This window comes from Phaeobacter sp. NW0010-22 (assembly GCF_040365955.1).
GTDB lineage: Bacteria > Pseudomonadota > Alphaproteobacteria > Rhodobacterales > Rhodobacteraceae > OMPR01.
In genome coordinates this window covers 325431-342285 of record NZ_BAABWT010000002.1, presented here as the reverse complement: position 1 = coordinate 342285, position 16855 = coordinate 325431, and the positions used below count along the sequence as shown (strand labels likewise).

Here is a 16855-nt window from a genome sequence, read left to right as displayed (position 1 = left end):
ATCGCGACCAGTCAAGGAACGTTTGCCATGAAACTCTATTATAGTCCCACATCGCCCTACGTGCGCAAAGTGATGGTGCTGCTGCATGAGACAGGGCAGTTGGGAGATGTTGAGCTGTTCAACGCACCGACGACGCCACTTAATCCCGCAGAAGGGCTGTTGGGAACGAATCCTCTGACCAAAGTCCCTGCGTTGGAGCGCCCGGACGGTCCTACTTTGTTTGATAGCCGGGTGATCTGTGCCTTTCTCGATGCGCGCGGCAACGGCGGTTTGTACCCTGAGGGGGCAGCAAAATGGGAAACTTTGACGTTAGAGGCGATGGCCGATGGGATTTTGGATGCCGCTTTGTTGGTGACCTATGAGAGCCGCCTGCGTCCCGAAGACAAACAGTGGGATAGCTGGGCAGATGCGCAGTGGGCCAAGATCGAACGTGCCTGTGCGGCGCTGAATCAGCGATGGATGGCACATTTGGCCGGGCCCCTAGATATGGGGCAGATCGCGGTGGCCTGCGCGTTGGGTTATGTTGATTTTCGCCATGATGCCCGTAACTGGCGTCACGGAAACGACGGATTGGCCGCTTGGTTCAAAGAATTCGAATCGCGCCCCAGTTTGGCCGAAACCCGCCCTCCAGAGGGCTGAAAACTAGTGCTTTGCTGGGAAAGTTGGATGGCGCGACTTGAATTTGTGTGACCGAGTCGCGACATCTAATTGAATTTACCTAGTCCTGCGCGCCTATGACCGCTGGACGAAACAAATTCTCCCCGCTAGACACCCGCGATAAGTGACCGCTTTTATGCGGTGCTGATGCATGTTTGCCCGCCAAGGGCGCTGGAATCGGAGAAAACCTCGTGTCCCACGCAGAAGACCACGAAGGCACCCGGAGAGATTTCCTCTACTACGCCACGGCTGGCGCAGGTGCTGTAACCGCAGGGGCTGCCGTTTGGCCTCTGGTGAACCAAATGAATCCCTCAGCGGATGTTCAGGCGCTGTCCTCGATTCGCGTGGACGTGAGTGGTGTCGAAGTCGGCACCCAGATTAGCGTTAAATTCCTGGGTAAGCCGGTGTTTATTCGCCGCCGTACGCAGGGAGAGATCGATGAGGCCCGCGCCGTAGAGCTGTCGGATCTGATCGACAATGACGACCGCAATGCCAATAAGCCTGGCCTTGACGCATCGGACGAAAACCGGACGATGGATGAAGCTGGCGAATGGCTGGTGATGATGGGCGTTTGTACGCACCTTGGCTGTGTGCCTTTGGGTGACGGCGCTGGCGATTTCCACGGCTGGTTCTGCCCGTGCCATGGTTCGCACTACGACACCTCTGGCCGGATCCGCAAAGGTCCCGCTCCTGAGAACCTGCCGGTTCCAGTGGCCGAGTTTGTCGACGAAACAACACTCAAGCTGGGATAAGGGAGCCAATTATGTCCGGAATTCCGCACGATCATTACGAGCCAAAGACCAAGGGCGAAAAGTGGCTGAACAGCCGCCTGCCCATCGTCGGGCTCATCTACGACACGATCATGATCCCGACCCCCAAAAACCTGAACTGGTGGTGGATCTGGGGCATCGTACTGGCATTCTGCCTGGTGATGCAGATCGTAACCGGCATCGTTCTTGTGATGCACTATACACCACATGTTGACCTGGCATTTGCCAGCGTTGAGCACATCATGCGCAACGTGAACGGCGGCTATATGCTGCGGTATCTGCACGCAAATGGCGCGTCGTTGTTCTTTGTGGCTGTTTACATCCATATCTTCCGCGGCCTGTTCTACGGTTCTTACAAAGCGCCGCGTGAAATCACGTGGATTGTAGGCATGTTGATCTTTGTCCTGATGATGGGCACCGGCTTTATGGGCTATGTTCTGCCTTGGGGTCAGATGTCATTCTGGGGCGCAACCGTGATCACCGGCCTGTTTGGTGCGATCCCGTTTGTAGGCGAAGCGCTGCAGACATGGCTGTTGGGCGGACCTGCTGTGGACAACGCCACGCTGAACCGGTTCTTCTCGCTGCACTATCTGCTGCCGTTTGTGATCGCCGCGATGGTTGTTGTTCACATCTGGGCCTTCCACACCACGGGTAACAACAACCCAACCGGTGTTGATGTGCGCAAGGGTTCGAAAGAAGAAGTAAAGAAAGACACCCTGCCGTTCTGGCCCTACTTTGTGATCAAGGATTTCCTGGGTCTGGCCGTTGTTCTGGTTATTTTCTGGGCGATCGTTGGCTTTATGCCGAACTATCTAGGTCACCCCGATAACTACATCGAAGCAAACCCGCTGGTGACACCTGCGCACATCGTTCCTGAGTGGTACTTCTTGCCGTTCTACGCGATCCTGCGTGCCTTTACTGGTGAAGTTTGGGTTGTTCAGATCGCATCCTTTGTCACTGGTGGTATCGTCGATGCCAAGTTCTTTGGTGTGATTGCCATGTTTGGTGCGATTGCTGTTATGGCGCTTGCGCCATGGCTGGACACTTCGACCGTGCGTTCGGGTGCATATCGTCCGATGTTTAAATGGTGGTACCGCCTGCTGATCATCGACTTCTTTGCCCTGATGTGGCTGGGTGCGATGCCCGCAGAAGAGCCTTATGCGACCTTCTCGCTGATCGCGTCTGCTTACTGGTTTGGCTACTTCCTGGTGATCCTGCCGCTGCTTGGTGTGATCGAAAAGCCGGATGCGCTGCCTGCGACCATCGAAGACGACTTCAACGCCCATTACGGCAAGGCGTCTGACGCCTCACCGGCCGAATAAGAGGGACCGAAACCCATGTTCAAGAAACTTGCACTCGGTGCTGTCCTTGCTTTCGCTCTTGCCCCTGTCGCGACACTCGCGGCCGGTGGCGGAGACCAACATATCGAGGACTACGCGTTCTCGTTTGAAGGCCCATTCGGCACCTACGACCAAAACCAACTGCAGCGTGGCTTGCAGATCTACACCGAAGTCTGCGCAGCCTGTCACGGGCTGAAGCAGGTGCCCCTGCGGACCCTCGGGGACGAAGGCGGTGTTGGCCTAGAGGCGGATCAGGTGCGTGCTTACGCGGCTGAAAACTTCACCGTCTTTGATGCCGAGCTGGATGATGACCGCGAAGCGATCCCGTCGGATCACTTTCCGGCGAATACTGGTGCTGGCGCGCCAGACCTGAGCCTAATGGCTAAGTCTCGTGCTGGTTTCCACGGTCCTTACGGATCTGGGATTAACCAGTTCATCCATGGCATTGGTGGTCCTGAGTACATTGCGTCTTTGCTGACCGGCTATACCGGTAAGGAAAAAGAAGAAGCAGGTAAGACATTTTACGAGAACACTGCCTTTCCGGGTGGCTGGATTTCGATGGCACCGCCGCTGGGTGGTGAGGATGTCGACTATATCGACGGGCACAGCAACTCGCTTGAAGCTGAATCTCAGGATATCGCTGCATTCCTGATGTGGTCTGCTGAACCCAAGATGATGGCACGTAAGCAAGCTGGTTTTGTTGGTGTTCTGATCCTGACGATTTTGTCGGTCCTGCTGTATTTGACCAACAAGCGTCTTTGGGCACCGATCAAAGGCAAGAAAACAAGCTGATCTTTTCAGACAGTTTGAGATTTGAGAAAGCCCTGCGCGTTGCGCGGGGCTTTTTCACGTCTTGGGGTATGTTCTACCTGACTTGACGAAAGGGCCGTTGTTCGCACACCTTATGATTGAAAAATTATCAGGGAAGACAGCAAAATGGAGAGCCAGTCAAACGCTGAAAAGCTGCGTCAGGTTTACGCCCGCTGGAATGAAAGCAAAGGCACGGATCTGTCGATGTGGGATGACTATGCGACGGATGACTTATGCATAAGATCCTTGGGTGAAGGGCAGGACGGGATTCGGTTCAGCGCCACACGTAATGGACGGGCGCAATTGCGGGCCTATCTTGAGGATCTCACACAGGCTTATGCGTTGGAGCATTGGACTTTGAAAGAGACGGTGTCTGACGGGGATGGTGTGATCGCGCTGGCAGACACGGGTTGGACCCACCGAGACAGTGGCAAGACATTTGAAGCCGCCGTCGCGATTATTTGCCGGTTCCGGGATGGCAAGGTCTATGATTATCAGGAATTTTACGACACCGATGCTTTTGCCGCAGTGCCCGCCTGATTTCAGGCGGTCAGCTGTGTGCCGGTGATGCCGAGAATCGGTTTGGTGACGATCTGGCCTTCGATCTGGGGCGTGGTGAATGCAACCTCGGTAAATTGTTCGGTGCGTCCCATATTGGGGTTTTCCATCAGGATGTTGTGGGTCTTTCCGATCTGCTGGGCCAGATGCGCGGTAACCTGTGTTTCGCCGATAGCACGCAGACGCGCTGCGCGATCTTTGATCACGTTGCCATTGACCTGTTGCGGGATTCGCGCGGCAGGGGTTCCGGGGCGTTTCGAATAGGGAAAGACGTGCAGCCAGGTCAAATCGCAATCCTGAATGAGCTTCATCGAATTTTCAAAATGCGCCTCGGTCTCGGTCGGGAACCCGGCGATGATATCAGCGCCAAACGTCATCTCAGGGCGCAATTTCTTGGCCTCTTCGGTAAAGCGAATCGCATCATCACGTAGATGTCGGCGCTTCATCCGTTTTAGAATCAGATCGTCGCCATGTTGGAGCGACAGATGCAGGTGGGGCATCAGACGCTGTTCTGTTGCGATGGCCTGCATAAGGTTTTCATCCACCTCGATGGAATCAATCGAGCTGATGCGCAGGCGCGGCAGATCGGGCACCAATTTGAGGATCCGCATCACCAGATCGCCGAGTTTGGGCATGGCAGGCAGGTCCGCCCCCCACGAGGTCAGATCGACACCGGTCAGAACCACTTCGTTATAGCCTTTGTCGACCAGTCGCTTGATCTGATCCACGACGACCCCAGCGGGGACGCTGCGGGAATTACCGCGACCATAGGGGATGATGCAGAAGGTACAGCGGTGATCGCAGCCGTTCTGAACCTGAACATATGCGCGAGACCGGGTGCCAAAACCATCAATCAGGTGCCCGGCGGTTTCAGTGACGGACATGATGTCATCCACCTGCACCGATTCGGTTTGGCCGATGAAATCTGCAGCCATGCCTTTCCAGGTGTCGGGTTGCATCTTTTCCGTATTGCCAATCACCGCGTCGACTTCGTCCATAGCGGCAAAGGTTTCTGGTTCGGTCTGGGCGGCGCAGCCGGTCACGATGACACGGGCCTCAGGATTTTCGCGGCGCAGTTTACGAATCTCTTGGCGGGCCTTGCGCACGGCCTCAGAAGTCACAGCGCAGGTGTTCACGATTACCGCGTTTTCCAGCCCGGCCTGTTGCGACAGCTCTTTCATCGCCTCGGTTTCATAAGCGTTCAGGCGGCAGCCCAATGTGGTGAATTTGGGGGCTGTCATGTCAGGCTATCCAAAAAGGCAGAGGTAAATGTGCCGGTAAAGACATGCATCGTTGGCCCGGTCATCCAGACACCATCATCGCGCCAGTCGATGTGCAGCGTTCCGCCATCGAGATCGATCTGAACCTTGCGTCCGGTCAAGCCTCGGCGTGCCGCTGCGACGGCTGTTGCGCAGGACGAAGACCCAGAGGCCAACGTGATGCCGACGCCGCGTTCCCAGACCCGCATACGAATGTGATTCGGTCCCACGACCTGTGCCACCTGCACATTGGTGCGTTGGGGGTAGAGCGGATGATGCTCATAGCGTGCGCCGAACTCAGTCAGAGGGATGGCTTCGGCGTTGTCGACGAAAAAGGTGCAATGGGGATTGCCCATGCCGGTTGCAGTTGGGCCGCCTTCGATTGGGAGTTCGAGCGTGTCCATTTCTTCGGCGAGGGGAATTTCGTGCCACAACAATTGCGGCGGGCCCATGTTGACAGAGGTCAGACCATCGCCTGCATCGCGCGCCCACAGATCACCGCGGTCGGTGGTCAGGTGCAACTCAGTTTTGCCGGATTCATCCATAAGGTGACGGGCAATACAACGGGTGGCGTTTCCGCATGCACCTGATGTCGATCCATCGGCATTATAGAACACCAGATGCGCATCCCCCGCGCCTTTTTCAATGACGGCAAGCTGATCAAAGCCAACGCCAAACTGACGATGGGCGATTCCCTTGGCATGGGCGGGCGTGATTGCGATTTCATGCGCGCGTGCATCGACAACAACAAAGTCGTTGCCCAACCCGTGCATCTTCATGAAAGGCATGCCTGTATCTGTGTTCTGTTGCATGGCGGGCATATAGCGTTGCAAAGTAAATGAATCCACCCTGCACTGCAGAAAGGTGAAAAAAGGGCTTGACCCTTTGCTGCGCTGATCCTAATACCCGCCCTACAGAGTCGCTGGATACAACGGAAACAAAGCGACGCTGGGTGCTAAATAAGTCCTTGAACCTTACCGGGAAAATGGATTAGAGAGCGCCACGGATCGTCAAGATCCAAACAGAAGATGTGGGCCGTTAGCTCAGTTGGTAGAGCAACTGACTTTTAATCAGTAGGTCGATGGTTCGAACCCATCACGGCTCACCACTTCTTCTCATTTCCCCAGGCAGACAACCAGAGTTCCAAAGCCGAGATTTTGGTGTGAGTATCCGATTCTGAATCGTTTTCGCCGATTGGTAGCGTTGCTTTTCAGGGCAAGACGTCACTGGTTGCGCTAATAGCTGTTCACCCCCAAGTCGTCAGGCGATAGAAGGCGCAAAAGCCATTGCCGGAGTTCTGTTATGATCAACACACCCAAGCCTGTCGTATTGTGTATTCTTGATGGATGGGGTGTTTCGGATGTCACGGAGGCGAACGCGCCACATTTGGCGAAAACCCCAACATTCGATGCGATGATGGAAAACGGGCCACATGCGCAGTTGATAACCTATGGCCCTGACGTCGGGTTGCCGACCGGGCAGATGGGGAATTCCGAGGTTGGGCATACCAACATCGGGGCAGGCCGTGTTGTGGCGATGGATTTGGGCCAAATTGATTTGGCGATCGAAGAAGGATCGTTTTTTGAGAATCAGGCGTTGCTGGATTTCGTAGCCAAAGTGAAAGCAACCGGAGGTGTCGCGCATCTGATGGGGCTGGTGTCCGACGGTGGCGTACATGGACATATCAATCACATTGTTGCAGCAGCCAAAGCGATTACAGACGCAGGGGTTGAGGTGGCATTGCATGCGATCACTGACGGCCGGGATGTGTCACCGAAATCTGCCTATGGCTATATCGGTGATCTGGAAGAGCGCCTGCCCGACGGCGCAAAGATCGTCACCGTGTCTGGGCGTTATTTTGCGATGGATCGTGACAACCGGTGGGAGCGCGTGAACGAAGCCTATGGGGCGATGATCCAAGGCGAAGGTCGGACCGCGAGTTCAGCACATGAGGCAGTGACCAAAGCATATAGTCAAAGTGAAACAGACGAGTTCATCGTTCCGACGGTTCTCGATGGGTATTCTGGCGTGAAAGACAATGACGCGATGTTTTGTCTGAATTTCCGCGCTGATCGCGCACGTGAGATTCTGGCCGCGATTGCGAAACCCGGATTTGACGAGTTTGATACAGGGGTACGGCCACAGCTTGCCGCCCTATTAGGGATGGTTGATTATTCTGCTGATCACAGCACCTACATGACAACGGCTTACCCAAAGGCCGAGATTGTTAACACTTTGGGCGCATGGGTTGCGAAACAGGGCAAGCGGCAGTTCCGTCTGGCCGAGACCGAGAAATATCCGCATGTGACCTTTTTCTTGAACGGCGGAAAAGAGGTGCCCGAGGCGGCAGAAGATCGGTTTATGCCCAAATCCCCGAAGGTTGCGACCTATGATTTGCAGCCAGAAATGTCGTCTGCAGAAGTGACCGATAAGTTTGTTGAGGCAATCGAGGCTGGGTATGATCTGATTGTGACCAACTATGCCAACCCCGATATGGTGGGGCATACCGGGGATCTCGACGCTGCAATACAGGCGTGCGAGGCGGTGGATCAGGGATTGGCCAAAGTCGTCGAAGCCTTGACCAAAGCGGGCGGTGCGATGATTGTCACAGCAGATCATGGGAACTGTGAAATGATGTACGATCCGGTGACCAAAGGGCCCCATACCGCGCACACACTGAACCCAGTGCCTGTCGCTTTGGTCGGTGGCCCCGAGGGGAGTAATTTGCGCTGCGGGCGGTTGTCTGACTTAGCCCCCACGATTCTGGAGCTGATGGGCCTGCCCAAGCCCGAGGAAATGACCGGAGAAAGCTTGCTTTCATGAGATTAAGCGCCTGTTTTCTGGGGGTGATGTTCTGGATTGGGGCAGCACATGCCCAAACTGACCCGGCCGAGGCAGCGCGTCAGGCGGGGCTGCGGTTGGAGCAAGCCGCCGTCGCGTTGAGTGAAGCGGAAGGCGCCCGGGATAGGGTGCGAGCGCTGACTGTTACGGTCAAAGCCTATGAAAAAGGGCTTGCTGCGATGCGCGATGGCTTGCGTAAAGCCGCCTGGCGCGAGGCACAGTTGACAGTCCGGTTGCGTGCCAGAGAAGAAGAAATTGCGCAGCTTTTGGGTGTGTTGCAGACGATCGAAACCTCGCCTCCGCCTGTGTTGTTGTTGCACCCTTCGGGACCGTTGGGATCTGCTCGATCTGGTATGATGCTGGCCGAGGTGACCCCGGGGTTGGAAGCGCAGGCGCGCAAGCTGTCGCATGAGCTGCAAGAGGTTCAAACCCTGCGGGTGTTGCAGCAGAACGCTGCGGAAACACTGGAGCAGGGGCTGGCAGGGGTCCAGGTCGCGCGGGCTGAATTGAGCAAGGCGATTGCCGATAGAACAGATTTGCCGCGACGTTTTACCGAGGACCCGGTGCGCACGGCGATCCTTATCTCTTCGACGGAAACGTTAGACGGGTTTGCCAGTGGTCTAGCTGAAATCGCGTCAGGTGAGATATCGGATCTTGATGTAGATGTGTCCGATCTTAAGGGATCTATGACTCTGCCCGTTCAGGGTGTGCTGCTGCGCCGTGCTGGAGAGGCGGATGCTGCTGGGGTCAAGCGACCGGGTATTTTGTTGGCGACCCGGCCACGGGCGCTTGTTGAGTCTCCGTCGGCGGCCACCATCCGATATCGTGGGCCGCTGTTGGATTTGGGGAACGTGGTTATTTTGGAGCCTCAGCCCGATACACTGGTGGTGCTTTCGGGACTGCAAGAAGTGTATGGGGAACCCGGTCAGGTGGTTCCAAAGGGGACTCCGGTGGGATTAATGGGCGGAGCAGCGCCGGAAATTGGCGCAATTCTTTCACTAAGCGGTGATGGCACTGGAACTGATCGTTCAGAAACGCTCTATATAGAGGTCAGAGAGGGCGACAGCCCTGTGGATCCCGAAACGTGGTTCCGAACCGACAAGGATGGATAAACGAACATGAAGAAATTCGTGATGGCCGCACTGGGCGGCACGCTGGCAGGTATTGTCGCGACCACCCAGGTGGCGGGACCGCTTGTGGCGCAAGAGGCAAAGAGCAACGCAAACGTATACGAGCAGTTGGACTTGTTCGGCGATATTTTTGAACGCATCCGCGTTCAATATGTCGAAGAAGTGGATGAGGGCGAGCTGATCGAAGCGGCGATTGATGGCATGCTGACGTCTTTGGACCCGCATTCCAGCTATCTATCGCCCGATGATGCAGCCCAGATGCGGGTGCAGACGCGCGGGGAATTTGGTGGATTGGGGATCGAAGTTACCCAAGACGAAGGATTCGTCAAAGTGGTGTCCCCGATTGACGGAACGCCCGCCGACGAAGCCGGTGTAGAAGCCGGCGATTTCATCACGCATGTGGATGGCGAAAGCCTTTTGGGGCTGACGTTGGACAAAGCGGTTGAGCTGATGCGCGGTCCGGTTGGGTCCGAAATCATCATCACGGTTGTGCGCGAAGGCGAGCAGGAGCCGTTTGATATTTCAATCATTCGCGACACCATCAAACTGACTGCCGTGCGAGTGCGTTCTGAAGGGACCAGTGTTGTTCTGCGGGTCACAACCTTTAACGATCAAACCTACCCTAACCTGAAAGAGGGGATGGAAAACCAGATCGAAGAAGCGGGCGGCATCGATAAGGTGAACGGCTTTATTCTGGATTTGCGCAACAACCCGGGTGGGCTATTGACGCAAGCGATCAAGGTCTCGGATGGTTTCTTGGATGAGGGAGAGATCGTTTCGACACGGGGCCGGAATGTCGCTGATGGTGAGCGTTTCAACGCCACCGTTGGGGACCTGGCGCAGGGCAAACCGTTGGTTGTGCTGATCAATGGCGGCTCTGCCTCAGCGTCTGAAATCGTTGCTGGTGCATTGCAAGATCACCGCCGGGCCATTGTCATCGGCACCAAGAGTTTCGGTAAAGGGTCGGTTCAGACGGTCATGCCGTTGCGTGGTGATGGCGCGATGCGTCTGACAACTGCGCGCTATTACACCCCATCAGGCCGGTCTATTCAGGCTTTGGGCGTGTCGCCAGATATCGTCGTGGAGCAACCGCGCCGGTCTGCTGAGCCGGAAGAAGACGAAGAGAGCAAGCGCAGGACTCGGTCCGAAGCGGATCTGCGCGGCAGCCTCAACAATGACAGCCTGTCAGAGGATGAGATTCGCCAGATTGAGGAAGACCGCGCCAAGGCTGAAGCATCAGCTGAGCTGCGTACCAATGATTATCAGTTGGCATATGCCATCGATATCCTCAAAGGCTTGGCGGCTTTGGCCCCGAAGAAGTAAGTGTGAATTCAAAAATTAGGGGGCCGCGTCCATTGGATGCGGCCCTTTTTTGTTGGGATAGGATAGGCGATCTGATCGCTTGGATCGGGAAGGGTCACATTGTTTCAAGGCAATGCCGCCGGAAGGCGCGTTTGAGCATGTCTAGTTCTGCGCGCAGCAATTCGACCTCGGCGCGCAAATCATCTGATACAGCTTCTCCTGCCATCAGAGTAAAATCACCTAGCTTTGTTGCTGTATCCTGATCGATGATCAGGAACGTCTGAACGCCGTCTGCAACCGCGTGCGACGGAATGGGAATCGTTAGATCCCATGACGTTCCGTTGCCTGCCTCGACCATTTCCACACCGTCGACAGGTTGGTCCAGATAGGTGACCTGGATATTTGGGCGCGCGCCAGTGGACGAGGCGCCAAGGATCTGGCCTTCCCATGCGCCATTGCGCAGGCGGGTCTTGGACAGGGTCATTTCGCTCATGTTCAGCCCTCTTACAGTGCGGCGCGGCGGTGGCGACAAAAGGTGAGGTCGCGCAGGACGACCTGATTCATATCCGGGGCTTCAAAAATGAGGTCCAACCAGATTTTTTCAATGCGCTTTTCATTGAGGCGGGAATAGGCCAGATCAAATTCGACCATGACGTCTTTTTCACTCAAGGGAAGTTCCCGCACGATTTGTTCGGTGTTTGGGCCGTGCTTGATGTTCAGGCGGGCAAAAATTTCGAGCGGTTTTTCCGTTTCGATGATGGTATCGACCCGCAAAAGATGGGCCCGAGTCATGCCGACAGCGGCTTCGGCCGGTAGGTCGATGACCAGCGACAGGAACGAACCATCGAATTTGAAAACATCCATGCGCAACCCATAGGGGGCTAGGTCGGCCTCGCGCGTGTTACGCAGTTGGCGCAGGGTCAATTCGGAATATTCGCAATCATGAAACAGTTGAACTTCGCCGCCCAACGTCGACTTTGTCGGGACCGATGACAGGCCCGGAACAGGGAGCGGTCCGCGCCAGAGTTCGGATCGCCAAGACCAGTCGGTGCCATGAGGTTTGGGGAAAAAGGAAGATCCGATTTTGGGCAAAGCCAGACGGCCATCGGCGACATGAATGAGACGATCCAGATGCGTACGCAAATCGCGTGCCTGATTGCGCTGTGTGCGCAAGACTGACAAGTTGCTTTGCCCGGCCGCGCGCGCGGCACGACGCCACCGGCGCAGCGCACGCATATGAAACATCCGATCCAGTACCCTGCTCATTTCTATCCCGTTGCCTATGTGATCGCGCTGTTGGTCATTTGTATCGAAACTATGTTACCCAAATAAGCCCAATATTATCAATTCGATGCATTTTTCGCGATTTTGGAAACAATCAATCGGGTTTCTTTTGTGCAACCGTTGGGATGGCGCTGGCTTGGATAGTTTTGGACGCAAGGTCGGACAGCAGGTTTGCGCCTTGGTTTGCGAGCGCATCGCTGCCTTCGCTGGCATAGAGGGCCAGTCCGACCAGATGCCCGTTTAGGGCAAAGGCGGACCGCCAATGGCGTGGGCTTGCCCCGTTGACGTTGTGATCTGGATTCTCAAGCAGAACAAAGGGGCGGCCCTTTAGAGAGTGGGTTTTCACCACGTTGGCGGGATTGGCAGACTGCGCCAGAGATTTGACATTAGGCTGTGTACCCTTCGGGTTTGCGACGGTTGTGACGGTGATCAAAGCCAGATCTTGGGTCGGAAATCCCCCCCGCACCCCAAGTGCGTCACAGCGTGCCAACACCGCAAAGCTGTTCTGTTGATCGGATCGAACCGCGCGCTCATCCACGCAGTACCCGCGGGGCGCTATGAGGGTGATATGCCCTTGGGCCAGCAACACCTGAGTGATCCGTTTCGGCGTTTGTGATGCCACGAAACCCTGGCTGCACCCTGCAAGCAGAGTCAGCACGCCCAAGATGGAAAGGCGAGGGATCGGTCGAAAGATCTGGATCATATGTAACATCTTTTGCCTGCAGCGTTTCCTTTGCCAATAGCGTTCGATTTCACGTCAGACAAGGCGAGCACAAAACAGTTATTCCCCCTGTCCTTGAAAATAGGGTGGTCAATGCTTACCGTCCAAGGTTCGGTGGCTGTGATGCGTCTGCGCTGTGCTGCGGGTAATTGAACCGGATGCGAGGGCGGGGTTATGGAACCCACACTGTTTTCCTTCATATGGAAATATTCAAAGAAACAACAACTTACCCTGTTGCTGCTGACGGTGGTTTCGTTCCCGTTTCTTTATGCGTCTCTGGAGTTGCCCAAGCGGATCATTAACGACGCAATCGGGGCGACCACTGAAACGGTGACGGTCTGGTCTGTGGATCTGACACAGGTTCAGTATCTATTGGTGTTATGCTTTGCCTTTCTCGCAACTGTGCTGAGCAGTGGTTTGATGAAAATGCGGATCAACACGATGAAAGGAGTGTTGGCAGAGCGCATGTTACGCCGGCTTCGGTTCAAGTTGATTCAACGCATGATGCGCTTTCCCAAGCCGTATTTCGCGAGCACGAGCCAAGGTGAATTGGTGTCGATGATTACCTCGGAAGCTGAACCAATGGGCGGCTTGATGGGGGATGCGATTGCACAGCCAGTGTTCCAACTGGGGCAGATGCTGACAATTGTGACGTTTCTGTTCATGCAGAGCATTTGGTTCGGGATTGCATCGGTGGCCCTGATCCCGTTGCAGGCATGGCTTATTCCCATGTTGCAGCGTCAGATCAATTTGCTGAACAAATCGCGCATTCAGGAGGTGCGCAGGCTCAGTTCGGAAATCGGGGAAAGTGCTGCGGGCATTTCTGATTTGCGGGCCAACGGGGGCTGGCGCTATCGTATGGCGCAGTTCACTGATCGATTGGGTCGGTTGTTCGACATCCGATACAAGATTTATCGCAAGAAGTTCTTTATGAAGTTCTTGAACAACATGATCACACAGATGACGCCGTTCTTGTTCTATTCGGTGGGCGGGTATCTGGCTATTCAGGGTGAAATTACTGTCGGGGCCTTGGTTGCTGCACTTGGGGCGTACAAGGATCTTAGCTCTCCTTGGAAAGAGCTGTTGTTTTATTACAATCAGGTTCAGGACATGTCGTTGCGTTGGGAAATCGTGACTGAAAGGTTTGCGCCACGCCATATGGTTCCAAAAGAGTTGTTTGAAGGTGAACCCAATGACATCCCACGTTTGAATGGGGCGATTGAGTTGAAAGATGTGACCGTTCGCGATGTGGATGGAAACACCATCCTCGAAGATATCAATCTGACGATCCCCCCGGGTTCTCGCGTGGCCATCCAGTCGAGCAAAGCATCCGAACGCACTGCGATGGCGCAGTTGTTGACGCGTGAGATTCTGCCGGTGCGGGGGTCGGTTCTGTTGTCCGGGCACCCGTTAGAGGGGCTGCATCAATCGGTGATCGCAGCACGGATCGGATATGCACATTCCCGCCCGTATCTTTTTGACGGCACCTTGGGTGATAATCTGCTGATGCCTTTGCGTACCCGACCACAGAGTCAGCAAACTGGCCTTTACAAGCCCAACAAAAAGCAAATCGAAGCCGTCCGTTCAGGTAACAGCCCGGACATGCTGGATGACGATTGGATCGAGCCGGGTTTGGCAGGGTTAAACGATGGAGGCGATATTCGGGAATGGTGGTTCAAGTTGGTCGAAGCGATGGGCATCGACGAGCTGATGTTCCGGCGCACCCTTCGATCGCGTCTGGATGCGACTTTGCATCCACATTTGGCATCGCAAATCGTGGAGTTGCGCGAGAAAGTGGCGAGCCGATTGCAAGACCGTGGTCTTAGCGAATTTGTTTATCGGTTTGAGCCTGACCAGTTCAACCCGGCTGTGCCTTTGGGTGGAAACCTACTTTATGCGTCGCCAGCGCGTGAAATTAAGCCCTTGGATCTGGCAAAAGATAGTCGTTTCACCAAAATGTTGCAGGATCAGGGACTTGATGCCGAAGCCCAGGCCATGGCGCTGGGTGTGATTGAGATGCTGAAGCAGACATTTGGCCGCGATGGCACCGACCACCCGCTTTTCCTGCGGTTGGGTATGGAAGAGGATCTGTATCATCGCCTGTTGGGTGTTGCAGAGAGGCAGGCCGTCAAAGGGGACGGTGCCTTGACCGAGGAAGAGCGGGCGTTGTTGCTGACCATTCCATTCCTGCTGACCGCGGAACAAATTGGTCCAAGCTTCCCCGAAGAATACAAAGATAAGATCCTCGCGATCCGTCAGGCACAGGCTGGCAAGCTGCGTGCGTCTATTGATGGGATGTTTGTTGCGGTTGATCCGGGGGTTTACGTGCCGCGTCTGACAGTGGTGGAGAATGCGTTGTTTGGACGTGTGTCCATGATGGCAGGTGCACGCGCGGATGAGATCGAAAATGTTGTGGCTGAGGTGTTGCTTGAGGCGGGGCTAAGGGGAAGAATCGCGGCAACAATTTACGACCTTCCCTCGGGGTTGGGCGGGACAAACTTGCCGACAGTATTTCAAGAACGCGCTGCTTTCTCACGCGCTGGGATCAAGCGGCCTGATATTTTGGTCTTGGACAAAGCATTGGCCAGTCACGATTCGAAAAGTCGTTTGCGAACGCGTCAGAAGCTGAGGGAACTGCTGCCCCAATCCATCATGATTTTCATGGAAGATAACTTTGAACACCCAGAAGCCTATGATTTGTTCATTGAAATCAAAGACGGACGCATAGACGGAGTCACGCGATCACAACTTGAGGCGTTGGGCAAAGGCGCAGCGGCTGATCTTAGTCGCAAGTTGAACATCATTGCGTCGACCGAGTTGTTTTCCAAGCTTGATGCGCGCAACCAGCGTTTGCTGGCGTTTTCCGCGCAGTGGTATGACGTTGCCGCAGGACAGACGATTTTTGCACACGGCCAACAAGCTGATGCGGCCTATTTGTGTTTAACCGGACGTGCGGCCTTGCGCTGGCCCGAGGACCCTTCGGGCATGCGGCCCATTTCCTATATTGAACCGGGGCGGCTGATTGGCGATCTGTCGATTATCACCAAAGAACCGCGTCCGATGGATCTGGTGGCCGAAGAAGACAGTAGCTTCTTGCGTATCGGTGCAGAAGAATTCAGAGCCGTAATCGAAAATGATGCGGGCGTCGCCATCAGTTTGCTTCAGACCGTATCGGGGCATTTGGTCGATGCGGCTGAATTTTTGCGGATGTCACATGTGAACATTGCCGATTTCACCAACCCAGAAGGCACACCAATTCCGGATGTGAAACCCCATGGCTGATACTGCTTATTCCCCGCATGAACACTTGGTGGCGCCGGGTCGTGATCGGCCAGAACTGTGGCGGTTGTTGGTTGGGCTTGTCATCATAGCTGCCGTGATCGTTGCCATGAACATGTTGGTGATGTCAGGGCTGCGACTGGTTCAGTCAGACGCGCAGATGCGGGACTTTTTGTTGGGACGCACACAGTTCGCTATGTTCGTGGTCCTGGGAAGTTTTGCCTTTGTTATCTTGGGGGTCGGTGTCGCAGCCCGACTGATGCAAGGGCGCGGCTTGATTGGGATCATCGGTGCGCCGGGTCTTGCCGTTGTTCAATTTTGGCGTGTGTTTCGAGTTCTGTTGGCCATCGGGGTCGTGACTTTGATTTTGCCACCCTACGATATGGGGGCACCGATGACGTCAAACTTGTCGTTAGGGCTCTGGCTTGTTTTGTTGCCACTGTCCCTGTTGGTGGTTCTGGTTCAGACCAGCGCCGAAGAGATCCTGTTTCGGGGCTACATTCAACAAGGTTTAGCTGCGCGCTTTTCCTCGCCTTTGATTTGGATGGGGTTGCCTGCGGTTTTGTTTGCCGTGGGGCACTATTTACCAGATCAGGCCGGTGATAATGCCCTGTTGATTGGGCTTTGGGCGGGTTGCTTTGGTCTGCTGACTGCTGATCTGACTGCGCGTTCAGGTACCTTGGGGCCAGCCATCGCGTTGCATATGTTCAATAATCTGACAGCCTTACTGTTCATTGCGTTCCCCGAAAGCCTGAGCGGGCTCGCTTTATATCTAGTGCCCTTTGACATGTCCGACACCGGAGAGGTCCGGTTGTGGTTGGTTGTTGATTTCATGATGATGCTGGTTGCATGGCTTGGCGCGCGTTTCGCACTTAGGCGTTGATTGCAATTCTGTTCGCTTGGG

15 protein-coding genes and 1 tRNA gene are annotated in these 16855 nt (G+C 55.1%); 11 read left to right on the top strand and 5 right to left on the bottom strand.

Annotation, left to right across the window (positions count from 1 at the left end):
- Positions 1–27 precede the first annotated feature (27 nt).
- From ABWV33_RS05855 to ABWV33_RS05835, 5 genes are all read left to right on the top strand, one after another.
- Positions 28–639, top strand: coding sequence for a glutathione S-transferase (locus ABWV33_RS05855; protein ID WP_113824042.1), 612 nt, complete (start codon positions 28–30; stop codon positions 637–639).
- A gap of 209 nt (positions 640–848) precedes the next feature.
- Positions 849–1409 carry a ubiquinol-cytochrome c reductase iron-sulfur subunit gene (gene petA, locus ABWV33_RS05850; protein ID WP_113823885.1) on the top strand — a complete coding sequence of 187 codons (561 nt, stop codon included), beginning with the start codon at positions 849–851 and terminating at the stop codon, positions 1407–1409.
- An 11-nt stretch (positions 1410–1420) separates the two neighbouring features.
- Complete coding sequence (petB, locus tag ABWV33_RS05845; RefSeq protein WP_113823884.1) at positions 1421–2749, top strand: cytochrome b; 1329 nt, start codon at positions 1421–1423, stop codon at positions 2747–2749.
- A gap of 15 nt (positions 2750–2764) precedes the next feature.
- Positions 2765–3559 carry a cytochrome c1 gene (locus tag ABWV33_RS05840; protein WP_121997638.1) on the top strand — a complete coding sequence of 265 codons (795 nt, stop codon included), beginning with the start codon at positions 2765–2767 and terminating at the stop codon, positions 3557–3559.
- Between the two features lie 144 nt (positions 3560–3703).
- Positions 3704–4117: a nuclear transport factor 2 family protein gene (locus ABWV33_RS05835; RefSeq protein WP_113823882.1), complete on the top strand. Its 414-nt coding sequence runs from the start codon at positions 3704–3706 to the stop codon at positions 4115–4117.
- A gap of 2 nt (positions 4118–4119) precedes the next feature.
- Here the strand turns inward: ABWV33_RS05835 and mtaB are convergent, their stop codons facing one another.
- Together mtaB and dapF are read right to left on the bottom strand one after the other, a co-directional pair.
- Positions 4120–5376 carry a tRNA (N(6)-L-threonylcarbamoyladenosine(37)-C(2))-methylthiotransferase MtaB gene (gene mtaB / locus ABWV33_RS05830; protein WP_353329446.1) on the bottom strand — a complete coding sequence of 419 codons (1257 nt, stop codon included), beginning with the start codon at positions 5374–5376 and terminating at the stop codon, positions 4120–4122.
- Positions 5373–6215 (bottom strand): diaminopimelate epimerase, encoded by an 843-nt coding sequence (dapF, locus tag ABWV33_RS05825; RefSeq protein WP_353329617.1) that lies wholly within the window; start codon positions 6213–6215, stop codon positions 5373–5375. The genes mtaB and dapF overlap by 4 nt, the downstream gene beginning before the upstream one ends.
- A gap of 211 nt (positions 6216–6426) precedes the next feature.
- Here dapF and ABWV33_RS05820 point away from each other — a divergent pair.
- The 4 genes from ABWV33_RS05820 (at position 6427) to ABWV33_RS05805 (ending at position 10688) form a co-directional block, all read left to right on the top strand.
- Positions 6427–6502 (top strand) — tRNA-Lys (locus tag ABWV33_RS05820).
- A gap of 197 nt (positions 6503–6699) precedes the next feature.
- Positions 6700–8217, top strand: coding sequence for a 2,3-bisphosphoglycerate-independent phosphoglycerate mutase (gpmI, locus tag ABWV33_RS05815; RefSeq protein WP_353329615.1), 1518 nt, complete (start codon positions 6700–6702; stop codon positions 8215–8217).
- Positions 8214–9347, top strand: a complete 1134-nt coding sequence (locus tag ABWV33_RS05810; protein ID WP_502930896.1) for a murein hydrolase activator EnvC family protein — start codon at positions 8214–8216, stop codon at positions 9345–9347. Before gpmI ends, ABWV33_RS05810 begins: the two co-directional genes overlap by 4 nt.
- A gap of 6 nt (positions 9348–9353) precedes the next feature.
- Positions 9354–10688: a S41 family peptidase gene (locus tag ABWV33_RS05805; RefSeq protein WP_113823879.1), complete on the top strand. Its 1335-nt coding sequence runs from the start codon at positions 9354–9356 to the stop codon at positions 10686–10688.
- 94 nt (positions 10689–10782) lie between these two features.
- Here ABWV33_RS05805 and ABWV33_RS05800 read toward each other — a convergent pair whose 3' ends face one another.
- The 3 genes from ABWV33_RS05800 to ABWV33_RS05790 all read right to left on the bottom strand — a co-directional run bounded on the left by ABWV33_RS05800 (position 10783) and on the right by ABWV33_RS05790 (position 12654).
- Positions 10783–11160 carry a hypothetical protein gene (locus ABWV33_RS05800; RefSeq protein ID WP_113823878.1) on the bottom strand — a complete coding sequence of 126 codons (378 nt, stop codon included), beginning with the start codon at positions 11158–11160 and terminating at the stop codon, positions 10783–10785.
- An 11-nt stretch (positions 11161–11171) separates the two neighbouring features.
- Positions 11172–11933 (bottom strand): DUF6478 family protein, encoded by a 762-nt coding sequence (locus tag ABWV33_RS05795; RefSeq protein ID WP_113823877.1) that lies wholly within the window; start codon positions 11931–11933, stop codon positions 11172–11174.
- A gap of 112 nt (positions 11934–12045) precedes the next feature.
- The gene (locus ABWV33_RS05790) at positions 12046–12654 is read right to left on the bottom strand and encodes a hypothetical protein (protein ID WP_353329445.1); all 609 of its coding nucleotides are present in this window, start codon (positions 12652–12654) and stop codon (positions 12046–12048) included.
- A 192-nt stretch (positions 12655–12846) separates the two neighbouring features.
- On the opposite strand from ABWV33_RS05790, the gene ABWV33_RS05785 reads away from it, so the two are divergent.
- Both ABWV33_RS05785 and ABWV33_RS05780 read left to right on the top strand, forming a co-directional pair.
- The gene (locus tag ABWV33_RS05785) at positions 12847–15954 is read left to right on the top strand and encodes an ABC transporter transmembrane domain-containing protein (protein WP_353329444.1); all 3108 of its coding nucleotides are present in this window, start codon (positions 12847–12849) and stop codon (positions 15952–15954) included.
- On the top strand, positions 15947–16834 hold the full coding sequence (locus ABWV33_RS05780) for a CPBP family intramembrane glutamic endopeptidase (RefSeq protein WP_353329443.1): 888 nt from the start codon (positions 15947–15949) through the stop codon (positions 16832–16834). The genes ABWV33_RS05785 and ABWV33_RS05780 overlap by 8 nt, the downstream gene beginning before the upstream one ends.
- Positions 16835–16855 lie beyond the last annotated feature (21 nt).